The organism is Halobacillus sp. Nhm2S1, assembly GCF_019599545.1.
GTDB lineage: Bacteria > Bacillota > Bacilli > Bacillales > Halobacillaceae > Halobacillus.
In genome coordinates, this window is the sequence record NZ_JAIEZV010000001.1 from 401,195 (window position 1) to 422,064 (window position 20,870).

Annotated in this window: 22 protein-coding genes; 1 reads left to right on the forward strand and 21 read right to left on the reverse strand. The window is 44.0% G+C overall.

The annotated features are described in order from the left end of the window. Positions 1–13: 13 nt before the first annotated feature. The 13 genes from K2225_RS02045 to smc form a co-directional block, all read right to left on the reverse strand. Entirely contained in the window at positions 14–778 is a 765-nt protein-coding gene (locus K2225_RS02045; protein ID WP_220583265.1) for a ribonuclease HII, read from the reverse strand. A 214-nt stretch (positions 779–992) separates the two neighbouring features. Further along, positions 993–1,838 carry a ribosome biogenesis GTPase YlqF gene (ylqF, locus tag K2225_RS02050; RefSeq protein ID WP_220583266.1) on the reverse strand — a complete coding sequence of 282 codons (846 nt, stop codon included), beginning with the start codon at positions 1,836–1,838 and terminating at the stop codon, positions 993–995. A 10-nt stretch (positions 1,839–1,848) separates the two neighbouring features. After that, positions 1,849–2,397 carry a signal peptidase I gene (gene lepB / locus K2225_RS02055; RefSeq protein ID WP_370632715.1) on the reverse strand — a complete coding sequence of 183 codons (549 nt, stop codon included), beginning with the start codon at positions 2,395–2,397 and terminating at the stop codon, positions 1,849–1,851. Positions 2,398–2,803: 406 nt separating this feature from the next. Then, positions 2,804–3,148 carry a 50S ribosomal protein L19 gene (rplS, locus tag K2225_RS02060; protein WP_089652436.1) on the reverse strand — a complete coding sequence of 115 codons (345 nt, stop codon included), beginning with the start codon at positions 3,146–3,148 and terminating at the stop codon, positions 2,804–2,806. A gap of 127 nt (positions 3,149–3,275) precedes the next feature. After that, complete coding sequence (gene trmD, locus K2225_RS02065) at positions 3,276–4,007, reverse strand: tRNA (guanosine(37)-N1)-methyltransferase TrmD (protein WP_220583268.1); 732 nt, start codon at positions 4,005–4,007, stop codon at positions 3,276–3,278. Next, a complete protein-coding gene (gene rimM, locus K2225_RS02070) occupies positions 4,007–4,522 on the reverse strand; it encodes a ribosome maturation factor RimM (RefSeq protein WP_160912448.1) in 516 nt (171 codons plus the stop codon). The genes trmD and rimM overlap by 1 nt, the downstream gene beginning before the upstream one ends. A gap of 8 nt (positions 4,523–4,530) precedes the next feature. Next, a complete protein-coding gene (locus K2225_RS02075; protein WP_220583269.1) occupies positions 4,531–4,917 on the reverse strand; it encodes a YlqD family protein in 387 nt (128 codons plus the stop codon). Between the two features lie 90 nt (positions 4,918–5,007). Beyond that, positions 5,008–5,235: a KH domain-containing protein gene (locus K2225_RS02080; protein ID WP_220583270.1), complete on the reverse strand. Its 228-nt coding sequence runs from the start codon at positions 5,233–5,235 to the stop codon at positions 5,008–5,010. A 22-nt stretch (positions 5,236–5,257) separates the two neighbouring features. Next, positions 5,258–5,527, reverse strand: coding sequence for a 30S ribosomal protein S16 (rpsP, locus tag K2225_RS02085; RefSeq protein WP_089652441.1), 270 nt, complete (start codon positions 5,525–5,527; stop codon positions 5,258–5,260). A gap of 85 nt (positions 5,528–5,612) precedes the next feature. Further along, on the reverse strand, positions 5,613–6,953 hold the full coding sequence (gene ffh, locus K2225_RS02090; RefSeq protein WP_146816522.1) for a signal recognition particle protein: 1,341 nt from the start codon (positions 6,951–6,953) through the stop codon (positions 5,613–5,615). Positions 6,954–6,966: 13 nt separating this feature from the next. Then, positions 6,967–7,296, reverse strand: a complete 330-nt coding sequence (locus K2225_RS02095; protein ID WP_089652443.1) for a putative DNA-binding protein — start codon at positions 7,294–7,296, stop codon at positions 6,967–6,969. Positions 7,297–7,371: 75 nt separating this feature from the next. Further along, a complete protein-coding gene (gene ftsY, locus K2225_RS02100; protein WP_220583271.1) occupies positions 7,372–8,661 on the reverse strand; it encodes a signal recognition particle-docking protein FtsY in 1,290 nt (429 codons plus the stop codon). Positions 8,662–8,674: 13 nt separating this feature from the next. Further along, a complete protein-coding gene (gene smc, locus K2225_RS02105; RefSeq protein WP_220583272.1) occupies positions 8,675–12,235 on the reverse strand; it encodes a chromosome segregation protein SMC in 3,561 nt (1,186 codons plus the stop codon). Positions 12,236–12,958: 723 nt separating this feature from the next. Here smc and K2225_RS02110 point away from each other — a divergent pair. Next, the gene (locus K2225_RS02110) at positions 12,959–13,180 is read left to right on the forward strand and encodes a DUF1128 domain-containing protein (RefSeq protein ID WP_146816528.1); all 222 of its coding nucleotides are present in this window, start codon (positions 12,959–12,961) and stop codon (positions 13,178–13,180) included. Positions 13,181–13,258: 78 nt separating this feature from the next. Here K2225_RS02110 and rnc read toward each other — a convergent pair whose 3' ends face one another. The 8 genes from rnc to sdaAA all read right to left on the reverse strand — a co-directional run bounded on the left by rnc (position 13,259) and on the right by sdaAA (position 20,869). After that, positions 13,259–13,951 carry a ribonuclease III gene (gene rnc, locus K2225_RS02115; RefSeq protein ID WP_220583273.1) on the reverse strand — a complete coding sequence of 231 codons (693 nt, stop codon included), beginning with the start codon at positions 13,949–13,951 and terminating at the stop codon, positions 13,259–13,261. 75 nt (positions 13,952–14,026) lie between these two features. Further along, positions 14,027–14,260 (reverse strand): acyl carrier protein, encoded by a 234-nt coding sequence (gene acpP / locus K2225_RS02120; RefSeq protein ID WP_035505393.1) that lies wholly within the window; start codon positions 14,258–14,260, stop codon positions 14,027–14,029. A gap of 121 nt (positions 14,261–14,381) precedes the next feature. Next, entirely contained in the window at positions 14,382–15,122 is a 741-nt protein-coding gene (fabG, locus tag K2225_RS02125) for a 3-oxoacyl-[acyl-carrier-protein] reductase (RefSeq protein WP_146816532.1), read from the reverse strand. Next, positions 15,122–16,063, reverse strand: coding sequence for an ACP S-malonyltransferase (fabD, locus tag K2225_RS02130; protein WP_220583274.1), 942 nt, complete (start codon positions 16,061–16,063; stop codon positions 15,122–15,124). The genes fabG and fabD overlap by 1 nt, the downstream gene beginning before the upstream one ends. Then, complete coding sequence (gene plsX, locus K2225_RS02135) at positions 16,060–17,064, reverse strand: phosphate acyltransferase PlsX (protein ID WP_220583275.1); 1,005 nt, start codon at positions 17,062–17,064, stop codon at positions 16,060–16,062. Before plsX ends, fabD begins: the two co-directional genes overlap by 4 nt. Beyond that, positions 17,061–17,642 carry a transcription factor FapR gene (gene fapR, locus K2225_RS02140; protein ID WP_220583276.1) on the reverse strand — a complete coding sequence of 194 codons (582 nt, stop codon included), beginning with the start codon at positions 17,640–17,642 and terminating at the stop codon, positions 17,061–17,063. The genes plsX and fapR overlap by 4 nt, the downstream gene beginning before the upstream one ends. A 300-nt stretch (positions 17,643–17,942) precedes the next feature. Beyond that, on the reverse strand, positions 17,943–19,979 hold the full coding sequence (gene recG, locus K2225_RS02145) for an ATP-dependent DNA helicase RecG (protein ID WP_220583277.1): 2,037 nt from the start codon (positions 19,977–19,979) through the stop codon (positions 17,943–17,945). Positions 19,980–19,984: 5 nt separating this feature from the next. Continuing rightward, entirely contained in the window at positions 19,985–20,869 is an 885-nt protein-coding gene (gene sdaAA / locus K2225_RS02150) for an L-serine ammonia-lyase, iron-sulfur-dependent, subunit alpha (RefSeq protein ID WP_089652453.1), read from the reverse strand. Between the last annotated feature and the right edge of the window lies 1 nt (position 20,870).

Sequence of the window (20,870 nt, forward strand, 5' to 3'; positions counted from 1 at the left end):
TTCCATCCCTTTCTTAAAGCAGATCTTTTACAGGGGCGAATGTTTTCCGGTGAATCGGGGAAGGTCCATGAGTTTTCAATGCTTCCACGTGTGGCTTTGTTCCATATCCCTGATTGTTACGGAACTCATACATTGGATACTGTTCATCTAATTCAGCCATCATCCGGTCCCTCGTCACTTTAGCGATAACACTCGCAGCAGCGATCGAAACACTTCTTTCGTCCCCTTTAATAAGTTTTGTTTGAGGACTTGGAATCGCGTCCAATTCCATCGCATCAATCAGCAAATGTTCGGGTTGACCAGAAAGATCTTCGACGGCTCTCTGCATGGCAAGTTTTGTTGCTTGATAGATGTTGATTTGATCAATCTCTTCATTTGTGACAACTCCTACACCCCAATCAGCATCGGACTTAATCCGATCAAAGTAAGCCTCCCGAGTTTTTAAGGAAAGTTTCTTCGAGTCATTCAGGCCTTCTAAATAATAGTCATGAGGTAGAATAACAGCACCTGCAACGACAGGACCGGCAATCGGCCCTCGGCCCGCTTCGTCTATCCCCGCTACATGGGTAAAACCATGTTGTAAGAGATTTTTTTCAAACGTCATCATCATCTCATATTGTCTTTTCAGCTCCTGTTTCTGCTGAACTTCCTTATCATAACGCTTCAAGAGTTGTTGGACACCTTTTCTCGAATCTTCTTTAAACGAAGCTAACTCATGATCGGTCAATTCATTGTCATTCAATCTTTCTTTCACCTGGGCTACGGTCAATTGAGGCATAAAAATTAATTCCTCCACTTCTTATCATATCGGTCGTTTTTCATTGATGTAAAATCGAATGTCTTTTCTATAAATAAAGCATGATCAATAGTAATTGTGTACTTCAGTGGAACAGGAGCTGAGATTGAATCCCCTATCTAATATGCTTCAGATACACTTTAGATTTAACCCCATAAAGAAAGCGCAAGGGGCAAAAGCCTCTTTGCGCTTTGGATTATGAATCAGGGCGTTCAAGGGTGATCATTCCGAGCTTCCCTGTCCGCAAGTCTTGTAAGATAATATCAGAGACTTTTTCAAAATTAACACGGCCTCCACTTTCAAGGCAACCTCGTTTTTTCCCTATAGCCTCAAAAGCCTCCATCATATCATCCACATTCTCAAGACTAAATCTCTCTTCAAGACGATCATGGTAAGATTGATGCAGAAAATTCAGGACATAAGCAGCTACATCTTCTTTTGGAAGGATTTGATCTTTAATCGTTCCGATAGCCGCTAAGCGATAGCCCACTTCTTCTTCCTCGAATTTCGGCCAAAGAATCCCAGGAGTATCAAGCAATTCGAATTCTTTTTTTACCTTGATCCATTGCTGCTTCGTGGTGACCCCTGGTTTATCACCTGTTTTAGCCATTTTCTTGTTCGCCAGTCTATTAATCAATGTAGATTTCCCTACATTCGGAATCCCTATGATCATCGCCCTTGAAGCTCTCGGACGTATACCTTTCGCTTTGAGCTTGTCCATTTTTTCTTTGCCTAACTCTTTCGCTAGCTGGACAACTTTTTGTACATCCTGCTTTTGATTTGCTTCAATGGCAACTGAAGGGATTCCTCTTTCTTTAAAATGTTCAATCCACTCATTGGTGATTTGGGTGTCAGCGAGGTCTTTTTTCATTAACACCATCATTTTGGGCTTTTCTTGTAAAGTATTATGAAGCATAGGGTTTTGAGAAGAAAGTGGCGCTCGTGCATCCACGAGTTCAATGACGAAATCCACAAGCTTCAGCTTCTCCGCGACTTCCCTCTTTGCTTTGGCCATGTGGCCTGGAAACCATTGAATGGTCATGTAGATCCTCCTAGTTCACGAGCTGGATGCGATTTAATGGCCAGTAGGAAACGACTGCTTCCCCTACCATCTGGTCTTGGTCAATCATGCCGAGCATCCGGCTGTCTGTCGAGTTGTTACGGTTATCACCAAGAACGAACAAATGACCTTCAGGAACTTCTTTATACTCACCCGGGAGGGTTTCCATCGTAAAATCATCTGTCAGAGGGCGATTTCCGTTTAATTGCTGTTTCCGATCATTTAGATATGGTTCTTCTACGGGTTCTCCATTCACATAGAGCTGGTCATCTTCATAAGCGATATGGTCACCAGGAAGGCCAATTACCCGCTTGATATAGTCTTTACGTTCTGTTGCATGGAATACAACCACATCAAAACGCTCCGGCGATCCAATCTTATAATTGAGCTTACTTACAATCAAATGATCCCCGCTATGTAAGGTGGTCAACATGGAAGGCCCTTCAACGACGACCGGTGCAAACAAGAACACTCTTACGACCACAGCCAATACGCCGGCGATCAGAAATGCTTTCAACCAGTCCAACCATTGTTGTTTCATCATTATCCCTTCTTCCTTGAATGAAGGAGTCTGGAGCGGCAAAACCATAGTGTAATGGCTGTAGATACAACCTTTTTATAATTTTATGGTTTTAATTGCTGCTAAACGCTCTCTTGATTTTCTTTTACGTTTGTCTTTCAAATCCTATCATACCATTCTTTACCCTTGGTTCATTGCAGTTTAACTCGTAATTCTTTAAGACTCATTTCAAGACTTTTGTTTGAAAGGATGAAGGTGGAGGAGACGATTCCCCCACCCGTCCACTCACACAAAAGTCTAGAAATTGAGGATATCATAATCCTGCATAGACTTTAGCTGCTTCCATTAAAATAGGGAAAATGCTTCCGTCCACCTAAAGATAAGTAGAAAAAAGGAGCTTGGCATCGCAAGCTCCTTTTGACTGAAATTAGATAATTTCTTTAATACGTGCAGCTTTACCGCGTAGGTTACGCAAGTAGTAAAGTTTCGCACGACGTACTTTACCACGACGAGTACGCTCAATCTTAGCGATACGTGGAGAATGAACTGGGAATGTACGCTCAACACCTGTACCGTAAGTAATCTTACGAACAGTGAATGTTTCGCTGATTCCGCCGTTCTGACGCTTGATGACAACACCTTCGAATACCTGGATACGTTCACGTGTGCCTTCGACAACTTTCACGTGTACTTTTACAGTATCACCAGGACGGAAATCTGGGTGATCCGTACGAAGTTGTTCTTTTGTAATGTCATGAATCAATTGTTGCATGATTTTCACTCCTTTTTAACTAATGCTCATGTCTTCTAAGAGGCAGCGGAACATCGTTTTCCACTTAAACCGTACGTTTAAGCACAAAATTTAATATACCATATCTAGAGACAAACATCAACAATACTCAGCTATTTTTCCACTCTTCCAACCACGATTGCTCTTTAGCAGATAATTCTCTTCCTTCAAGCAGGTCAGGCCTTCTTTCGAAAGTACGCTTCAATGACTGATAGTGACGCCACTCATCAATTTTTGCATGGTTGCCTGATAAAAGGACATCCGGCACTTTATGCCCCCGGAAGTCAGCTGGTCTCGTATAATGGGGATGCTCCAGCAAACCGTTTGAGAATGAATCCATCGGTGCCGACTGTTCATTTCCTAGAACCCCCGGAAGGAGACGGACAACAGAATCGATGACCACCATCGCACCAAGCTCTCCACCAGTAAGGACATAGTCACCTATGGAAATTTCATCAGTCACCAATTCCTGTCTGATCCGTTCATCATATCCTTCATAATGTCCACAAATAAAGACAAGATGATCTTCTTCCGAAAGCTCTTCCGCTTTTTGCTGGGAGTACGGTTCTCCTTGAGGACAAAGAAGCACGACACGCGGAGGCTTTTCCGCTGAATCTTTGATGGACTGAATGCTGTCAAAGATGGGTTGAGGGGATAGAACAAGTCCAGCCCCTCCTCCGTAAGGGTAATCATCGACTTTGTTGTGTTTGTTTTCGGTGAAATCACGGAAATTGACATATTGATGTGAAAAGGCTCCTTGTTCTTGAGCACGCTTCATGATGGAATTCTGCAATACTCCATCAAACATTTCTGGAAAAAGTGTCAGAATATCGATATGCATCAGTCTAGCAGCCCCTCTATTGGATCGATGATGATTGTCTTCCGCTCCGTATCCACTTCTTTAACGACAGGTTCGATATACGGTATGAGAACATCCGGTTGATTCTTCCGCTTCACAACCCAAACGTCATTCGCGCCAGGGGTAAGAATTTCTTTGATTTCACCTAATTCTTCACCTGACTCCAAAAATACGGTACACCCGATAATTTCATAAAAATAGAATTCATGGTCATCAAGCTCTTCCTGATCATCTTCTGATACCATCAACTTTCCATTCTTGTATCCTTCGACATCATTAATCGTAGGATGATCTTCGAAACTTACAAGATCGAAACCTTTATGAGTCCGGTGTGTTCGAATGACCAGTGGTTTCGGCTCGTTGTTATCACTTACCCAATACAAAAGCTGACCTGGTTCAAAACGTTCATCAAAATCAGTGACGCGATGAACTTTGACTTCTCCTTTTATGCCATGTGTGTTTATGATTTTACCAACATTGAATAACTGTTTTTCCATGAATGCAATTACCTCGCTCGTATGACTTTTCCGTCTTTCAAGACGATTTGACGATCCTGAATGACCTCTTCCCATTGATCGCCTTCTCCAACTTCAATCAGTGCCTGTACTTCGTCCGTTTCAAGCTCACTTCCATCAGGCAGGATATCCAATTGTTTACGCTGATATTCTAGCCACTTTAATTGATCTTTTCTGCGTCCGATTTCCTTTGAAAAACGGCGCTCCACTTCCTGTCTTGACACTCCGGGCTTGCGTTCTAATTTTTTCTGCTCAAAGGAAAGCTGCTTGCATTCTCGTTCCAGACGTTGATATCTTTCATCGAACTTTTCTTTAATTTGCGCACGACTCGTCTCTGTCAAAATCTGTTTGACAGGTACTGTTCGGATGATCTGCATCTTTCGCCCGCCCTTCTGCCAGTCCATGAGAATAGTAAAAAAGGGAAAAGGTTTCCCTTCTCCCTTCTTACACCAATAAAATTAGTTCTCTTACATGATATCCAAATAGATTCGTTTTTCAGAATCTGACCCTGCCGCATAGACGACAGTCCGAATCGCTTTCGCAATCCGCCCGTTCTTACCGATTACTTTCCCTACATCATCCGGATGGACGGTGAGATGATAAACCACTTTGTGATTTTCCTTCTTCTCATCCACCACGATGTCATCAGGATGATCGACAAGCGGAGTTACGATCGTTTCGATCAAGGTTTTCATGGGATCACCACTACTTTATGATTTATTGGTTTTTCTTATCGTGGAACTGCTTCATGATGCCTTCGTTAGAGAATAGGTTACGAACAGTGTCGCTTGGCTTCGCGCCGTTAGACATCCAGTCGATCGCTTTCTCAGCATCAAGTTTAACCTCTACAGGGTTAGCAACTGGGTTATATGTTCCGATTTGCTCGATGATACGTCCATCACGAGGAGAACGAGAATCAGCAACTACTACACGATAAAATGGGTTACGCTTAGATCCCATACGTTTTAGGCGAATTTTTACTGCCATTTTTAACAACCTCCAAAATTTCTTTAATGTTTCACACAGATTTAGATTTTAGCAGAACTTCAAGGGTGTGTAAAGGTTTTTTCCATTACATAAAAGGAAATTTCATTCCTTTGCCTTTTTTCCCTTTTGTATTGCTCATTTGTTTCATCATTTTTTTCATTTCTTCAAACTGCTTCAACAGTCTGTTGACCTCTGACACAGAAGTCCCGGAACCTTTGGCAATCCGCTTCTTACGGCTTGCATTCATTACAGAAGGGTCCTGTCGTTCATTCTTTGTCATCGATTGGATAATCGCTTCAACATGAACGATCTGCTTGTCATCGAAGGACACATTCTGAAGTCCCTTCATTTTGTTCGCACCAGGAATCATGTTCAAGATTTCATCCAGTGGTCCCATGTTTTTCACTTGCTCCATCTGCTCAAGGAAATCCTCGAAAGTAAAGGACGCATTACGCATTTTCGACTCCAGCTCTTTCGCTTGCTTTTCATCGACTTGCGTCTGTGCTTTTTCAATTAATGTAAGCATGTCGCCCATTCCAAGGATCCTGGAGGCCATACGCTCAGGGTGGAAGGTCTCCAACTGGTCCAGTTTCTCCCCCATACCCGCGAATTTAATCGGTTTACCTGTCACAGCTTTGATGGACAACGCGGCACCACCACGGGTGTCTCCATCCAGTTTCGTAAGAAGTACTCCTGTGACGTCGAGCTGCTCATCAAAGCTTTCTGCAACGTTTACCGCATCCTGACCTGTCATAGCATCGACAACAAGGAAAATTTCATCAGGATTGACCGCTTCCTTGATTTCCTGCAATTCACCCATTAAATCACCATCAATATGCAAACGACCAGCGGTATCGATAAGCACATAATCATGGTGCTCCTCTTTGGCCTTGGCAATCGCATTTTTGGCAATATCGACAGGGTTTGCATCGGTGCCTTCCTCGTGGACAGGCATATCCAGCTGTTTCCCGAGTGTCTGTAACTGCTGGATGGCAGCTGGCCGGTAAACGTCGGCTCCTACGAGTAACGGCTTCCTGTTGTAACTTTTACGCAGCAGGTTCGCAAGCTTCCCGGTCGTTGTCGTTTTACCTGCACCCTGCAGACCGACCATCATGATGACCGTCGGAGGACGCTTGGCGACAGCGATTTTACTTTCGTCGCCACCCATCAATTCTGTAAGCTCTTCTTTAACCACTTTGATGACCTGCTGTCCAGGGGTCAGACTTTCCATGACCTCCTGACCGACGGCGCGTTCACGTACACGCTTCACAAAATCTTTAACGACTTTAAAGTTTACATCGGCCTCGAGGAGGGCGAGACGGACCTCCCTGGTCATCTCTTTTACGTCTTGTTCGTTTACCTTCCCTTTGCCTTTGATTTTCTTGATCGTTTCCTGCAAACGGTCGGATAAACCCTCAAATGCCATCGAAGATCCCCTCCTATTCTAATTCTTGTAATTCGTGCAGCCATGATTCATAAGGGGCTGGCAGCTCGTCCTTTTTAAACTGAGCTTCCATTTCTTTGATCACTTTCTGCCGTTTCTCAAACTTCTCATATAGATGAAGCTTTTTTTCATATTCTTCAAGCATCGTCTCTGTTCGGCGAATATTATCATACACCGCTTGACGTGAGACATCAAAGGTTTCCGATATTTCACCAAGAGAGTAATCTTCGAGATAATACAACTCCATGTAGTTTCTTTGCTTAGGAGTTAACAACGATTGATAGAAATCAAATAGATAATTAATCCGTGTCGTTTTTTCAAGCATGCTTGAAGCACTCCTTGTTAAGTGAAATGCCTTTACACATAAATACTAAAGGAACATGTACCTTTATGTCAAGGCTTAAGAAAGTTCTTCTTCTTCGTCATATTCTTCAATCATATCTGCAAACAGTCCATAAACAAAGGCATGAGCATCAAAGGTTTCAAGATCGGTCACTTTTTCACCAAGGCCGACAAGTTTTACCGGGATTTCCAATTCATTACGAATCGCAAGAACAATCCCGCCTTTTGCTGTTCCATCCAGTTTTGATAGAACAATACCGGATACATCTGTTGCTTCGGAGAATGTTTTCGCCTGGCTCATAGCATTCTGCCCTGTTGTAGCATCGAGTACAAGCAGCACTTCATGAGGAGCTCCAGGAACTTCACGTTCAATGACGCGTTTGACTTTGCTGAGTTCATTCATCAAGTTCACTTTATTTTGAAGACGGCCGGCTGTATCGCAAATGAGAACATCGGCATTCTTTGATTTTGCAGACTGTATGCCATCGTAAATGACGGCTGCGGGATCACTGCCTTCACTATGCTTCGTGACATTTACCCCTACGCGTTTGCCCCATTCTTCTAATTGCTCAATGGCACCTGCACGGAATGTATCTCCTGCGGCAAGTGTCACGTTCTTCCCTTCGCTTTTCAGTCGGTGAGCGAGTTTACCAATCGTTGTTGTTTTCCCAACCCCATTCACACCGACAAAAAGATAAATGGTTAAGCCATCTGGGTTTTCATTCAACCCTTCGATTTCTTCAGCACGGTCATCACCATAGTAGATTTCAACAAGCTTTTCAGAAATGATTTCCTTCACTTTTTGTGGGTCCTGAACGTTCCTGCGTTTCACTTCCATCTCAAGCTCTTCTATCATTTCCATAACTGTCGTAACCCCGACATCTGCAGAGATCAATACTTCCTCGAGTTCTTCAAAGAAGTCTTCATCAACGGTACGATAACGTGCGACGAGATCATTGATTTTAGTCGAGAATGAATTTCTCGTTTTAGCCAGACCCATTTTAAACTTGGATGCTATAGAAACTTTTTCATCCTCTTCCTGGCTCTCTGCACCATCCTCTTCACCGAATGATTCTTCAAGATCTTCAACATCCTGATCATCTTCTTCATCTACTGCCGATTCTAGAGTATCTTCTTCCTCATCCTCTGCAGAGACCTCCGTTTCCGGAGCTTCTGTTTCTCCTTGAAGGTCTGCAACCTCCTGATGCTCACTATCTGCAGAGTCTGCCTCTAGAGAGTGTGCCTTATCGTCGGAATCTTCTGTTTCATCGAACTTCTGCTGCTCTTTTTCTTCTTCCGACTCAGGACCTTTCACAAATTTTTCTTTCAGTTTCTTAAAAAAACTCATCGACTCATCCTCCCTATGCTTCCAATAATTCAGGTGTTTCTTCTAGTCTGACGGATACAAGTTTAGATACGCCTGACTCTTGCATGGTCACCCCATAAAGAACATCCGATTCTTCCATCGTCCCTTTTCTGTGAGTGATCACGATGAACTGTGTCTTTTCACTGAATTCTTTCAAAAACTTAGCAAAGCGATCCACATTCGCTTCATCCAATGCTGCTTCCACCTCGTCAAGGACACAGAATGGCACGGGACGTACGCGTAAGATAGAGAATAGTAGCGCAATCGCCGTCAGTGCACGCTCTCCTCCCGATAACAAACTCATATTTTGCAGTTTCTTACCAGGGGGCTGAGCAACAATATCTACTCCCGTTTCTAACATGTCATTAGGATCGGTGAGTTGCAAATCTGCTCGCCCACCACCAAACAAGGTACGGAAGACTTCACCAAATTCAGCACGGATTTTTGTAAAGGTATCTTCAAACTTACGTTTCATTTCACCATCCATCTCATTGATGACTGTATGAAGCGTTTGTTTGGCTTCGAGTAAGTCCTCTTGCTGGCCTTTCAAGAATTCATAGCGTTCTTTGATCCGGTCATACTCATCAATGGCTCCCAAATTCACAGTTCCTAACTCTTCAATGGCCCGCTTAATCAGCTTGACCTTCGTGGAAGCTTCATCAATATCATCTACCCCAGGGTAGTCTCTCTTCGCTTTTTCAAATGTCATGACATACTCTTCCTGCAAGTATTGAAGCATATTCTCAAGCTCTACGTCCAGCCGGTTGGCCCTTACTTCTTTTTGTTGCAAGTCTTGGATGAAGTTTTGGTGCCTTCGCTTCCACTCCTTAAGCCTCTGTTCCGCTTGCTGAATGTCCGCAGCCAGCTCTTGACGTTCTTTTCTCTTCATTTCAATGGACGAAGTGGTTTCTTCCTTAGCCGTTCTCATGTTTTCAATCTGAGCCTGAATTTCCTCTTCGGTCTGATTGGACTCCTTGACTTCCATCAGTTGTTGATAGGAAACACGGTTGCCTCGTAATTCCTGCTCTATTAGGTCTTTCTCCTGCTGATAACGGTCGGCTTTTTCCTTTTGGTTGTTTACCGCTGATTCTTGCTCGGCTAGTTGAATTTGGAGCTTCTGCCTGCGTTCCTGCAAGTTAGCCTCGTCTTCTTTTTGACGTTCTTTTGTTGTCGTCAACTCTTCGATTTTTGTATTAACCGAGACGAGTTGTTTTTCTAGGGTACGCAAAGTATCGTCAAGCTCGTTCAACTGCTGATCTGCGTGATGAGAATCTTGATCGTACTGGGCCTGGTCCTGATCAAACAATTGAAGCTGATCATTCAAATGATCGAGTTTCAACTGCACTTCCCTTTGATCGGACTGCTTTTCGTACTCTTCATCCTTTAATTCAGAGAGCTTCACATTCCACTGTTCTTTTTCCTTCTCTTGCTCAGCCAATGTCGTCTTCAACTTTTTAACTTTATCCTCAACATCCAACGCCTTCGCATCATAAGCGACGATTTTTTCACTAAGTTCCTGCAATTCCTTTTCTCTTGTGAACAAGGATTGTTTGGATTGTTTTTTCGCCCCTCCTGACATCGAACCCCCTGGGTTGACGACATCTCCATCCAGCGTCACAACCCTGTACTTTCGATTCAATACTCGGGCAATTTGGTTTGCATGTTCTAACCCTTCAGCAATGACGATATGACCCAGGAGGTGCTGGATCGCTTTTGAATGCCCCGTATCATATTGGATAAGATCTGCTGCAACTCCTACATACCCTTCTTGCTGTGAGAGCGATGCACTCCCATGGACAGAACGAGGCTGAATGGAAGTAAGAGGAAGTAAGGTAGCTCTCCCTTTATTATTCGTTTTCAACCAGTGAATCACTTGTCTTCCGGTTTGTTCATCTTTTACGACAATATGCTGAGCCTGCGCACCGAGTGCTGTCTCAATGGCTGTTAAAAGGTGGGAAGGGATATCAATCAATTCGAGCACAGCTCCATGAATTCCCTGCAGCTGACCTTTTTGAGAAGCTTTTAAAACTTCACGAACTCCATGGAAATAACCGGAGAAGTCTTCCTTCATCTCTTCAAGCATTTCCTTCTTCGATCGCATGTTTTCCAAATATTGATACCCTTTATACAACTTCTCCTGCCACTCCTGATACGTCTGTTTATTCTTTTCGTATCTTTTACTTAACTCTTGGACTTGAGACTCCAGTTCCTCCCGTTGCTTGGTCAGGTTTTCCAACTCGACTGTCATAGAAGTCAGTTGCTCTTCAAGCTTTGTTCGTTCACTTCTAAGGTCTTTGAATTTATCAATCTGACTGCCTTTTTTGGAGTGAATTTGGTTCAGCTGTTTTTCTAAGAGTTGCTTCTCATTCCGTTTAGCTGCCTGCTTATTTAGCAATTCAATATATTCACTCTTCAAGTCTTCAATTTCATCTTCAATAAGATGAAGATCCTGTTTTAACGCCTGGGTGGTTTGGTTTAATTCCTGCTTCGTATTTTCTCTTTTTTCTTTCATCTGTTCTAACTTTTGAGCTTCTTCTTCTGCAATTGCTTTCAAGTTCACCAATTTGTCAGAGAGGTCCTCATAAGCTTCTTCCAACTTGGACTTGTTTTCTTCGAAATGCTTATGACGCTCTTTCATTAGTTGCTTTTTCCCCTCAAGATTTTCGAGGTCTCTCGTTAGTTGAAGCAACTTCGCCTGCATGTTTTCTATAGAAGCATCAAGACTTTCCACATGATCCCTTTGACTCTTCAGTGAAACCTCATCAGCTTCGATCTTCTCACTTAACTCGTTTTCCTGGCTTTTGACTTCTTCCAGGTCTTTGAGAATACTTTCCCATTCTCCGTGAACTTGCTGTATTTGAGTAATCAATAAAGAGATTTCAACGTTCTTAAGCTCGTCTTTCTTCTCTAAGTAATCTTTCGCGACAGCCGCTTGTTCTTTTAACGGTTCCAGCTGACCGTCGATCTCCCATATGATATCTTCCACACGGTTCAAGTTTTCCTGTGTTTCAGACAACTTATATTCCGCTTTTTTCTTTCGCTGTTTGTACTTCAGGACTCCTGCCGCTTCTTCAAAAATGGAACGGCGATCTTCTGCTTTGGAACTGAGAATCTCCTCCACTTTTCCCTGACTGATGATAGAGAAGGCTTCTCTTCCAAGCCCGGAATCCATGAATAGGTCGACAATATCTTTCAACCGGCAAGTCTGATTATTTATATAGAACTCACTTTCGCCAGAGCGGTAAACGCGTCTCGTCACACTGACTTCCTGGTAATCCAAAGGAAGTGCCTGATCGGTATTATCAAGAGTCAAAGTCACTTCTGCCATATTCAATGGTGCCCGGCTCTCACTACCTGCAAAAATGATATCTTCCATTTTACTACCACGGAGCGACCGGGCTGATTGTTCACCTAATACCCAGCGAATTGCATCCGTTATATTACTTTTCCCACTACCATTCGGTCCGACGACAGATGTGACTCCAGAAACGAAATCGACGGTCACTCGTTCGGCAAATGATTTAAAACCTATCGTATCTAATTGTTTGAGGAACATATTCATCCTCCTGTATTTTCACAAATCTTTCATTCACTCAACTTATATATTTTATCATAAAGAAAGCCCCTACGGTAGGAACCGAAAGCTACTTTTATAACACCCTGGTAAATCCCATTTTTACAACATAAGCTCCCACTTCTTGAAGACTCAGTTTTGAGATGTTTTCGGGGGTCGTTACCCAGGTTCAGCGTTAGGGGTGGCTGGGAAGCTACTCGCTTTCCCGTGGGGGAGCGCCGAGCTTCCCAATCACCCCATTCGATGTATGTGAAAAACGAACCCCTTTCCAAGTTGGATTGTCTTCCACTATCTCGATTGTTAAAAGCATAAAACGCTCTGTATCAAGCTTTCAGAGTTTAAGTACCTAGGTATGGGAGTTTCAAGCTTGTATTCCAATTAAACAGTATAGCTGTTTATTCTGAAAGTGGTTTCGAGACTCTTATTTAGCAAAGGGGCGGAGGGGAATGGCGAGACTCCTGCGGGAAAAGAGTGCTAGGTGAGACCCCGCAAGGCGTCAGCCTGAGGAGGCTCATCGCGCTCCCGCGGAAAGCGAGCTATTCCCCGTAGCCCCCATCCACTCAATAAAAGTCTCGAAACTGAGTCTTACACACCCCTGGCAGTTATTTTAATAAGTCATAATATTAATGAAGGGTTTCAAAATTCGGCAAAGTCCTTTATCATATGTAATAGCCTAGATACCGAGCCTTGAAGGAGGATTCATTTTTGAGTTTACAAGAAGCGAACCAAGAAAACTTAGAAGTCATCATCAATGATATGGCAGAAAAACTGCAGGTCGTGAACCGTTCCCTTATGGACCCAGAGGATTACGATCTCAACAAATACGAAGAAATCAAATCCCTTCACGACATTATTGAAATGAAAGGTTCATTGAGTGTTTCTGAAATCCAGGCATTCGTTCAGGAGCTTGGCCAATACAGAAAATAACGAACGCTACTAAAAAAGACCGTTTTCCAAAGGTTCCCTCCGGAAAACGGTCTCTTTTTGATCACTTTTAAAGGCGGATTACGAATGGGCCCCTTGATTTTCCAATGCTTGTTGAGCCGCTTTCTGTTCCGCTTCTTTCTTCGTCCGGCCTACACCAATCCCGCCGATGTCATCCTGGATCAATACATGCGCGATGAACTCCCGACTGTGTGCAGGTCCTCTCTCTTCAACGATTTCATATTCAATTTTACTGTTTTTATCCCGTTGAATAAATTCTTGTAGCTGACTTTTGAAATCCATCGCATGAGAAAAAGCACCTTTTTTCACTTTTGGATACACATACGTTCTTAAGAACTGTATAACTGCATCGTAACCCTGGTCTAAATAAAGAGCTCCGATGAACGCTTCAAAGACATCAGCAAGCAATGCTGGTCGGTTGCGTCCTCCTGTAAGCTCTTCCCCTTTACCAAGTAAAATCAGGTCTTGGAAATTCAGCTCATTCGCAAATTCTACTAATGAGACTTCACACACAATCGAGGCTCTGAACTTCGTAAGTTCTCCTTCAGCCATATCCGGAAACTCCCGGTATAAATACTGCGAGACTCCTAGTTCAAGAACAGCATCTCCCAAGAATTCCAGCCGTTCATTATCCTCCCGATCGGTTTTCCGATGCTCATTCACATATGATGAATGTGTAAAAGCCTGTTCCAGTAACGAGATATCATTGAATTGTAAATTTATCTTTTTCTGGAAACTGGAAAAATCATCCATAAATCACCTTGTCCTTTACAATGAATTTCTTAAAAAATATAGGAAAGGCTGCCCGAAGAACGGACAGCGATCCTATTACGACTGGCTGCTTATGTAATTCACAGCGTCGCCTACTGTATTGATTTTTTCAGCTTCTTCATCAGAAATTTCCATATCAAACTCGTCTTCAAGCTCCATTACAAGCTCAACGACATCAAGAGAGTCTGCTTCTAGATCTTCTTTGAAGGAAGCTTCCATAGTCACTTTAGACTCATCAACATCAAGACGATCGACGATGATTTGTTTTACACGATCAAATGTTTCTGCCATTGGAACCTCACCTCCCTTCAGTAATTATAGTAATGTGTGTCCAAAAGCGCAAGAGGCTGTTTTGCCCCGACTCATGAACTCTTTGTTTCAATAGAGATCCGCGCTTAATAAGAGTCATGTTTTACATGACCATACCACCATCGACATGTAATGTTTGTCCTGTCATGTACGCCGCGTCTTCAGAAGCCAGGAAACGCACAACGCGTGCCACATCCTGCCCTTCTCCTAGACGCTTGAGTGGAATCAAGGCAAGCATCTGCTCTCGCTGCTCATCTGTAAGGGCATCAGTCATATCTGTAGCGATATATCCCGGAGCTACCGCGTTTACCTGGATGTTTCTAGCTGCCAATTCTTTAGCATTCGATTTCGTCATTCCGATGACACCAGCTTTAGCAGCGACATAATTCGCCTGCCCTGGATTCCCGGAAACTCCTACGATTGATGCCACGTTGATGATACGTCCATATTTCTGCTTCATCATTTGGCGTGTTACCCCTTTTGTACAGAGGAAGACGCCTTTCAAGTTTGTGTCAATCACTGAATCAAATTCTTCTTCTTTCATTCTCATCAAAAGATTATCCTTGGTAATCCCTGCATTGTTAACAAGGATATCCAGACGTCCGAATTCATCAACGACTGTTTTCACCATTCGTTTTACATCTTCATCATTAGAGACATTGGCCTGTATTTTGATGGCCACACCGCCCTGTTCATGAATTTCCTGAACAACTGCCTCAGCTTTATCTTCGCTTCCGGCATAGTTGACAGCTACTTTAGCCCCTTGTGCAGCAAGTTCAAGAGCAATTGCCTTTCCGATGCCGCGGGATGCTCCTGTAACAAGAGCTACCTGGTCTTGTAACATTACGATTCCTCCTTATACCAATCGATGAACGCTTGCAGTGACTCTGGATCCTGCACACTGAACGTTTTCATGCGACGTTTCACTTTACGGACAAGACCACTCAACACTTTCCCTTGTCCTACTTCTACAATAGCGTCCACATCTTCTTCAACAAATGCCTCTAGAATCTGATGAAACCTTACAGGTGAGTAGAGTTGCTCCACCAAAAGCTTTTCTATTTCTTCAGCATCTGTCACGGGCGCTGCGGTTACGTTCGCATAAACAGGCACATCAGCATCATGGATGGTAGTTTCGGACAAATGGTCAGCAAAATCATCACTGGCTGATTTCATCAGACGTGAGTGGAAGGGACCACTGACATTGAGTGGAAGTACACGCTTCGCCCCCGCCTCTGACAATTGCTCAGAAGCTTTGTCCACGCCTTCCTTTGTACCAGAAATGACAATCTGCCCTGGACAATTGATGTTCGCAAGGTCTACTGCTGACTCTCCATCAAAGTCACGCAAAACTTCTTCTATTTCTTCTTGTGATAGACCAAGTACAGCTGCCATTGTTCCCAAGCCTGTCGGGTAAGCTTCTTCCATCAGCTTCCCGCGGACATGGACAAGTTGGACAGCTTCCATTGGATCCAGTGCTCCTGCTGCGACCAAGGCACTGTACTCTCCTAAACTGTGACCTGCCGTCATAGCAGGGGCCACCCCTTCTTGCTGTAGTACTTTTTGGATGGCTATACTATTCAAAAGTAATGCCGGTTGAGCATTTTCTGTTTTCGTTAATTCTTCTGAAGGTCCTTCGAACATTAAACGAGTCAATGAATAACCAAGGGCTTCATCCGCTTCATCAAACAATTGTTTCACAGCAGGATAAGCCTCATACATCGCCTTCCCCATACCTACTTCCTGAGACCCTTGCCCAGGAAAAACACATGCGATTCGCTTCATGATTTATCCTCCTCTGTATTCATTTTAGAAAGTGTTGCTGAAATGGTATTCGTTACATCAAGCTCAATCATGTGGCAAGCTTGACGGATCGCATTCAAAACAGCTCGATCATTGGAGGAGCCGTGCGCTTTAATGACTGGCGCGGCCAAGCCAAACAACCCCGCTCCGCCATATTCACTATAATCAAGCTGGGCTTTTAAATTACGCAAATCATTTTTTGCAAGGCCAGCTGCAATTTTAGTTTTAAAGTTACTCATGAATGTTTGCTTGATCATTGAAAACATCGTCATAGCCGTTCCTTCAATCGTCTTCAAGGTTACATTACCTGTGAACCCATCCGTCACGACTACATCGGCTACCCCTTCAAGTAAATCACGAGCCTCGACGTTTCCGACAAAATTGATGGGAGCTTCCTTCATCAGATCAAACGCTTTTTTGGTCAAGTCACTTCCTTTGCCATCTTCCGTACCGACATTCAAAAGACCGACCCTCGGTTGTTTGATTTTGCGTACATTTTCAGCATAGATACTTCCAATCACTGCATATTGCAATAAGTGATCGGGCTTGGCATCCACGTTCGCCCCGACATCCAGCATAAGAAACCCTTTGCCATCTGACGTTGGAAGGGTTGGACTGAGGGCAGGCCGATCCACACCTTTCATGCGACCGACGACAAACAATCCTGCACTCATCAAGGCCCCTGTATTTCCAGCAGATATGCAACCATCCGCCCGTCCTTCTTTCACTTCAGTGGCCGTGAGAACCATAGAGGATTGCTTCTTTCTCCTTACAGCTCTTACCGGTTCATCCTCTGCTGTAATGACCTCTGTTGTATGTAATATGGAAACATTTGACTGCCCTTTTAAAAAGGGCTTTATTTGTGCTTCATCACCTACAAGGGTGATTTCCAGACCGTCGATTGTATCTGCGGCCTGGACGGCTCCTTTTACAATCGCCTCAGGAGCATTGTCACCGCCCATAGCGTCAATGGCTAGCTTCATTCTCGATCCATCTCCTTCTGTTGGTTCGAACGATACATCTCAAAAGTGCCCCCGAATACTTCTTCGTTACCTACGTAGCTATGCACATTCACAAGTGTTCGTCCCTTTTCATCTTCCCCTTTGACCGTCGCTTTGGCCACCACACGTTCTCCAAGTTTTACTGGACGCGTGAATGTGATCTCCGAATGCGCAGTAAGCGCGAGTTCATCGTTGATCAAGGCGACGGCCAGGGAGTTGGCTTGTGCAAATAAATAGTGACCTCTAGCAATATGGTTTCTGGAAAAGACATGTTCCGGACGGATATCCAAAATCGAAATGGCACGGTCGTCCAATTCCAGGTCCACCACTTCCCCGATGATTTCTTCCACCGGTAATGCTTTTACCGTTTCATTCCATTCTTGCGTGGCGACCGACTTGATCCGTTCACGCAATTCTGGAATTCCGAGTTCCATTCGATCGAGCCTTATTGTCTGAATGCTGACCCCGAATGTCTTTGCCAGTTCTTCGTCTGTGATGAAGGGGGTATGGTCTATCTTCGTCTTCAATTCTTCCTGACGTACTTTTTTAGACTTCTTCATACGAATGCCACCGTTCATTTAGTCATAATCCCATCACCTTATGACTAGGTACTAATAGTAATATATAATACCAAGTTCAATTACGCAAGGATTTGCTTATGATTCCCTATTTTCCACTCCATAATAATTTATTTAAACTCTCCCAATCGGTTTGATCGCAGTCGGAGTACGGAGAAGAAATTATTCCCCATAGGAACTTTGAACATCATCAGGGTATGGGCTGTCGAAGTCCCACAATCGATGACTCCTTTAATAAAAGAAAACACCCGGCTCTTGGAAACCGGGTGTTTTCTTTGATCGTTAGTCCAACACATTACCGAGCAGGTGTTGGTCACTATAAACGTGCTCTTTTAGAGTTTTGTACCGTTCGTCATTATCCAGCGTGTTTTCCATAATCATTTCAGCGGCATCTTTTCTCGCGGTTTCGAGAGCGCGGTAATCATGGACCATGTCTCCGACTTTGAATTCAGGAAGACCGCTTTGTTTTTTGCCGAAAAAGTCACCAGGACCACGAAGCTTCAAGTCTTGTTCAGATAATTCGAAGCCATCATTCGTTTCAGTCATAATTCTCATGCGCTCTTTCCCTACGTCTCCCTTAGGATCACCAAGAAGGATACAATAACTTTGGTCAGCTCCACGCCCTACACGCCCTCTCAACTGGTGAAGTTGGGATAGGCCGAATCTTTGCGCATCATAAATGACCATAACGGTTGCATTCGGTACGTTCACCCCTACCTCGACAACCGTTGTGGAAACGAGAATTTTCAGCTCGTTTGCAGCAAACTGCTGCATTACACTCTCTTTTTCTTCGTTATGGAGACGACCATGCATCAACCCGACTGATGTGGAAGGCTCAAAAACAGCGCTAAGCTGATCATAGAGGTCGATGGCATTCTGAATATCAAGTTGGTCCGACTCTTCGATTAAAGGACAAATGACATAAGCCTGGTGTCCCTGGTCGATCTCTTTTTGGATGAAGCTTAAAACACGGTTGGTCATTTCCCCTTTGACCCAATACGTATCTACAGGTTTTCTCCCCGCTGGCATTTCATCAATAACACTTACATCCATATCTCCGAATGCCGTGATCGCAAGAGTTCTTGGTATGGGTGTAGCTGTCATGAATAAGACATCAGGGGAAAGGCCTTTATCCCGTAATGACCTGCGCTGTTCAACCCCAAATCGGTGCTGCTCATCAACGATGACGAAGCCAAGATTTTTAAAAACGACCTCGTCCTGAATGAGCGCATGGGTGCCGACCAAGATATCGATCTCTTCCTGCTCGACAGCTTCAAGAATTTCTCTTCTTCGCTTCCCTTTTATAGATCCTGTCAGCAAAGCAACTTTGGCACGTCCTTCAAACATTTCTTTCAAGGAATGGTAATGTTGTTCTGCCAGAATTTCTGTCGGAACCATGAGAGCTCCTTGATGACCTGCAGTAATCGATGCGTAAAGAGCAATCGCGGCAACCGCTGTCTTCCCTGATCCAACGTCCCCTTGCAGTAGACGGTTCATTCTGTGAGGACTTTTCATGTCACTCAAAATCTCTGCCAGGGACCGTTTCTGAGCAGAAGTCAATTCAAACGGCAGGGACTGAACAAATCCGGTCAACTGATCGTTGTCATACATTTGGCCAATTCCTGTTGTCGACTCTCGGTTATGTTTCCTTAACAGCTGCATTTTCAATTGAAAAAGGAGAAACTCTTCATAAATAAAGCGACGCTTGGCATGCTTCAGCATGACCCTGGTCTCCGGATAGTGCATTTGATTCAAAGCTTGAGAACGGTCAGGAAGTTTGTATGCAAGAGCCAGATCTTCAGGAAGAATGTCAGGAATATCTGCACTGTAATCATCAAGAGCGTTTTTGATCACTTTCCTTAATGTGTTGAGGTTGACTCCTTCTTTCAACGTGTACACAGGCTGGATAGGTTCCTGACTTTTCGATTCTCCTTTTTTAAACTGACTGACCGTTATTTGGAGTCTTTGCTGATCCCATTTCCCTGTCACCGTAACCGTGTCCCCCTGATTCAGCTGTTTCTTTGCAAAAGCACGATTAAACATGACAGCTTTTACCGCAAACTGATCGACTTGAAGGGTAAAAGTCAGTCGAGATTTCTTCCTGCCATAGAAACTTAAAGCTGGTTCAGAGACGATCTCGCCTTCAATGGTCGCCTTTTCATTATGCGTGAGTTCAGTAAGAGGTTTCACTTCATAGGTGTCATAACGGTGAGGAAAGTAGAATAATAGATCCTCCACTGTAAAGAGTCCAAGCTCATTCAATTGTGATTGTAGTTTGTCTCCTACTCCTTTTACTTCACTGATCGATTGCTGCAACACGTCATTCACTCTTTCTTCAACGATATTCCATACACTTTGGCTTCCAATTCACGTCCTGTTGGTGTAGCTGCAAGTCCACCTTGCGCCGTTTCCCTGAACGCTGAAGGCATGCGCTGTCCGACTTTGTACATCGCATCAATAACTTCATCACAAGGAATCCGGCTTGTTACACCTGCAAGTGCCATATCTGCAGCTACGACTGCGTTGGAGGAGCCCATAGCATTCCTCTTCACACACGGCACTTCTACGAGGCCTGCAACAGGATCACAAATGAGCCCGAGCATATTTTTCAACGTAATAGCCATCGCTTCGGCAGATTGTGAAGGGGTACCCCCAGCCATTTCAACGATTGCAGCTGCCGCCATTCCCGCAGCTGAGCCGACTTCTGCCTGGCAGCCTCCTGCGGCTCCTGAAATAGAAGCATTATTCGCTACCACGAACCCGAAGGCTCCTGAAGTAAACAGGTAACGAACCATCTGCTCCCGTGTAGGATTCAACTGATTTTTCACAGCAAAGAGTGTCCCCGGAACACAACCAGCACTTCCTGCAGTAGGAGTAGCACAGATCGTCCCCATGGCTGCGTTCACCTCATTGGTTGCCACGGCTTTACTGACAGCATCCATAAGAAGGTTTCCGGATAACGGGGTATGGTTTTTCATATAGTTTTGGATGAGTACTGCATCTCCCCCGGTCAAACCACTGTGTGATTTAACTCCCTTCAAACCATCTTCTATCGCTTTTTCCATTACATCGAGGTTTCTTTCCATTTGAGAGAACACTTGCTCCCTCGTTAGTTGTTTCACTTCCATCTCCTGACGAATCATGACTTCAGAGATTTGGATATTTTCACTTTCTGCTAATTCTACGAGTTCAGCTACATTTCGAAACATG

Coding starts and splice junctions, on each gene's coding strand:
- lepB (WP_370632715.1), bottom strand. CDS start 2,397: ATGAAACAACAATGGTTGGACTGGTTGAAAGCATTTCTGATCGCCGGC.
- ffh (WP_146816522.1), bottom strand. CDS start 6,953: ATGGCATTTGAGGGTTTATCCGACCGTTTGCAGGAAACGATCAAGAAA.
- fabG (WP_146816532.1), bottom strand. CDS start 15,122: ATGTTACAAGACCAGGTAGCTCTTGTTACAGGAGCATCCCGCGGCATC.
- K2225_RS02095 (WP_089652443.1), bottom strand. CDS start 7,296: ATGCTTGAAAAAACGACACGGATTAATTATCTATTTGATTTCTATCAA.
- trmD (WP_220583268.1), bottom strand. CDS start 4,007: ATGCATATCGATATTCTGACACTTTTTCCAGAAATGTTTGATGGAGTA.
- rimM (WP_160912448.1), bottom strand. CDS start 4,522: ATGGAAAAACAGTTATTCAATGTTGGTAAAATCATAAACACACATGGC.
- K2225_RS02045 (WP_220583265.1), bottom strand. CDS start 778: ATGCCTCAATTGACCGTAGCCCAGGTGAAAGAAAGATTGAATGACAAT.
- rpsP (WP_089652441.1), bottom strand. CDS start 5,527: ATGGCAGTAAAAATTCGCCTAAAACGTATGGGATCTAAGCGTAACCCA.
- rnc (WP_220583273.1), bottom strand. CDS start 13,951: ATGGATGATTTTTCCAGTTTCCAGAAAAAGATAAATTTACAATTCAAT.
- plsX (WP_220583275.1), bottom strand. CDS start 17,064: ATGAAGCTAGCCATTGACGCTATGGGCGGTGACAATGCTCCTGAGGCG.
- K2225_RS02080 (WP_220583270.1), bottom strand. CDS start 5,235: ATGAAAACCTTGATCGAAACGATCGTAACTCCGCTTGTCGATCATCCT.
- ylqF (WP_220583266.1), bottom strand. CDS start 1,838: ATGACCATTCAATGGTTTCCAGGCCACATGGCCAAAGCAAAGAGGGAA.
- fapR (WP_220583276.1), bottom strand. CDS start 17,642: ATGAAGAAGTCTAAAAAAGTACGTCAGGAAGAATTGAAGACGAAGATA.
- smc (WP_220583272.1), bottom strand. CDS start 12,235: ATGTTCCTCAAACAATTAGATACGATAGGTTTTAAATCATTTGCCGAA.
- ftsY (WP_220583271.1), bottom strand. CDS start 8,661: ATGAGTTTTTTTAAGAAACTGAAAGAAAAATTTGTGAAAGGTCCTGAG.
- rplS (WP_089652436.1), bottom strand. CDS start 3,148: ATGCAACAATTGATTCATGACATTACAAAAGAACAACTTCGTACGGAT.
- K2225_RS02075 (WP_220583269.1), bottom strand. CDS start 4,917: ATGCAGATCATCCGAACAGTACCTGTCAAACAGATTTTGACAGAGACG.
- fabD (WP_220583274.1), bottom strand. CDS start 16,063: ATGAAGCGAATCGCATGTGTTTTTCCTGGGCAAGGGTCTCAGGAAGTA.
- acpP (WP_035505393.1), bottom strand. CDS start 14,260: ATGGCAGAAACATTTGATCGTGTAAAACAAATCATCGTCGATCGTCTT.
- sdaAA (WP_089652453.1), bottom strand. CDS start 20,869: ATGTTTCGAAATGTAGCTGAACTCGTAGAATTAGCAGAAAGTGAAAAT.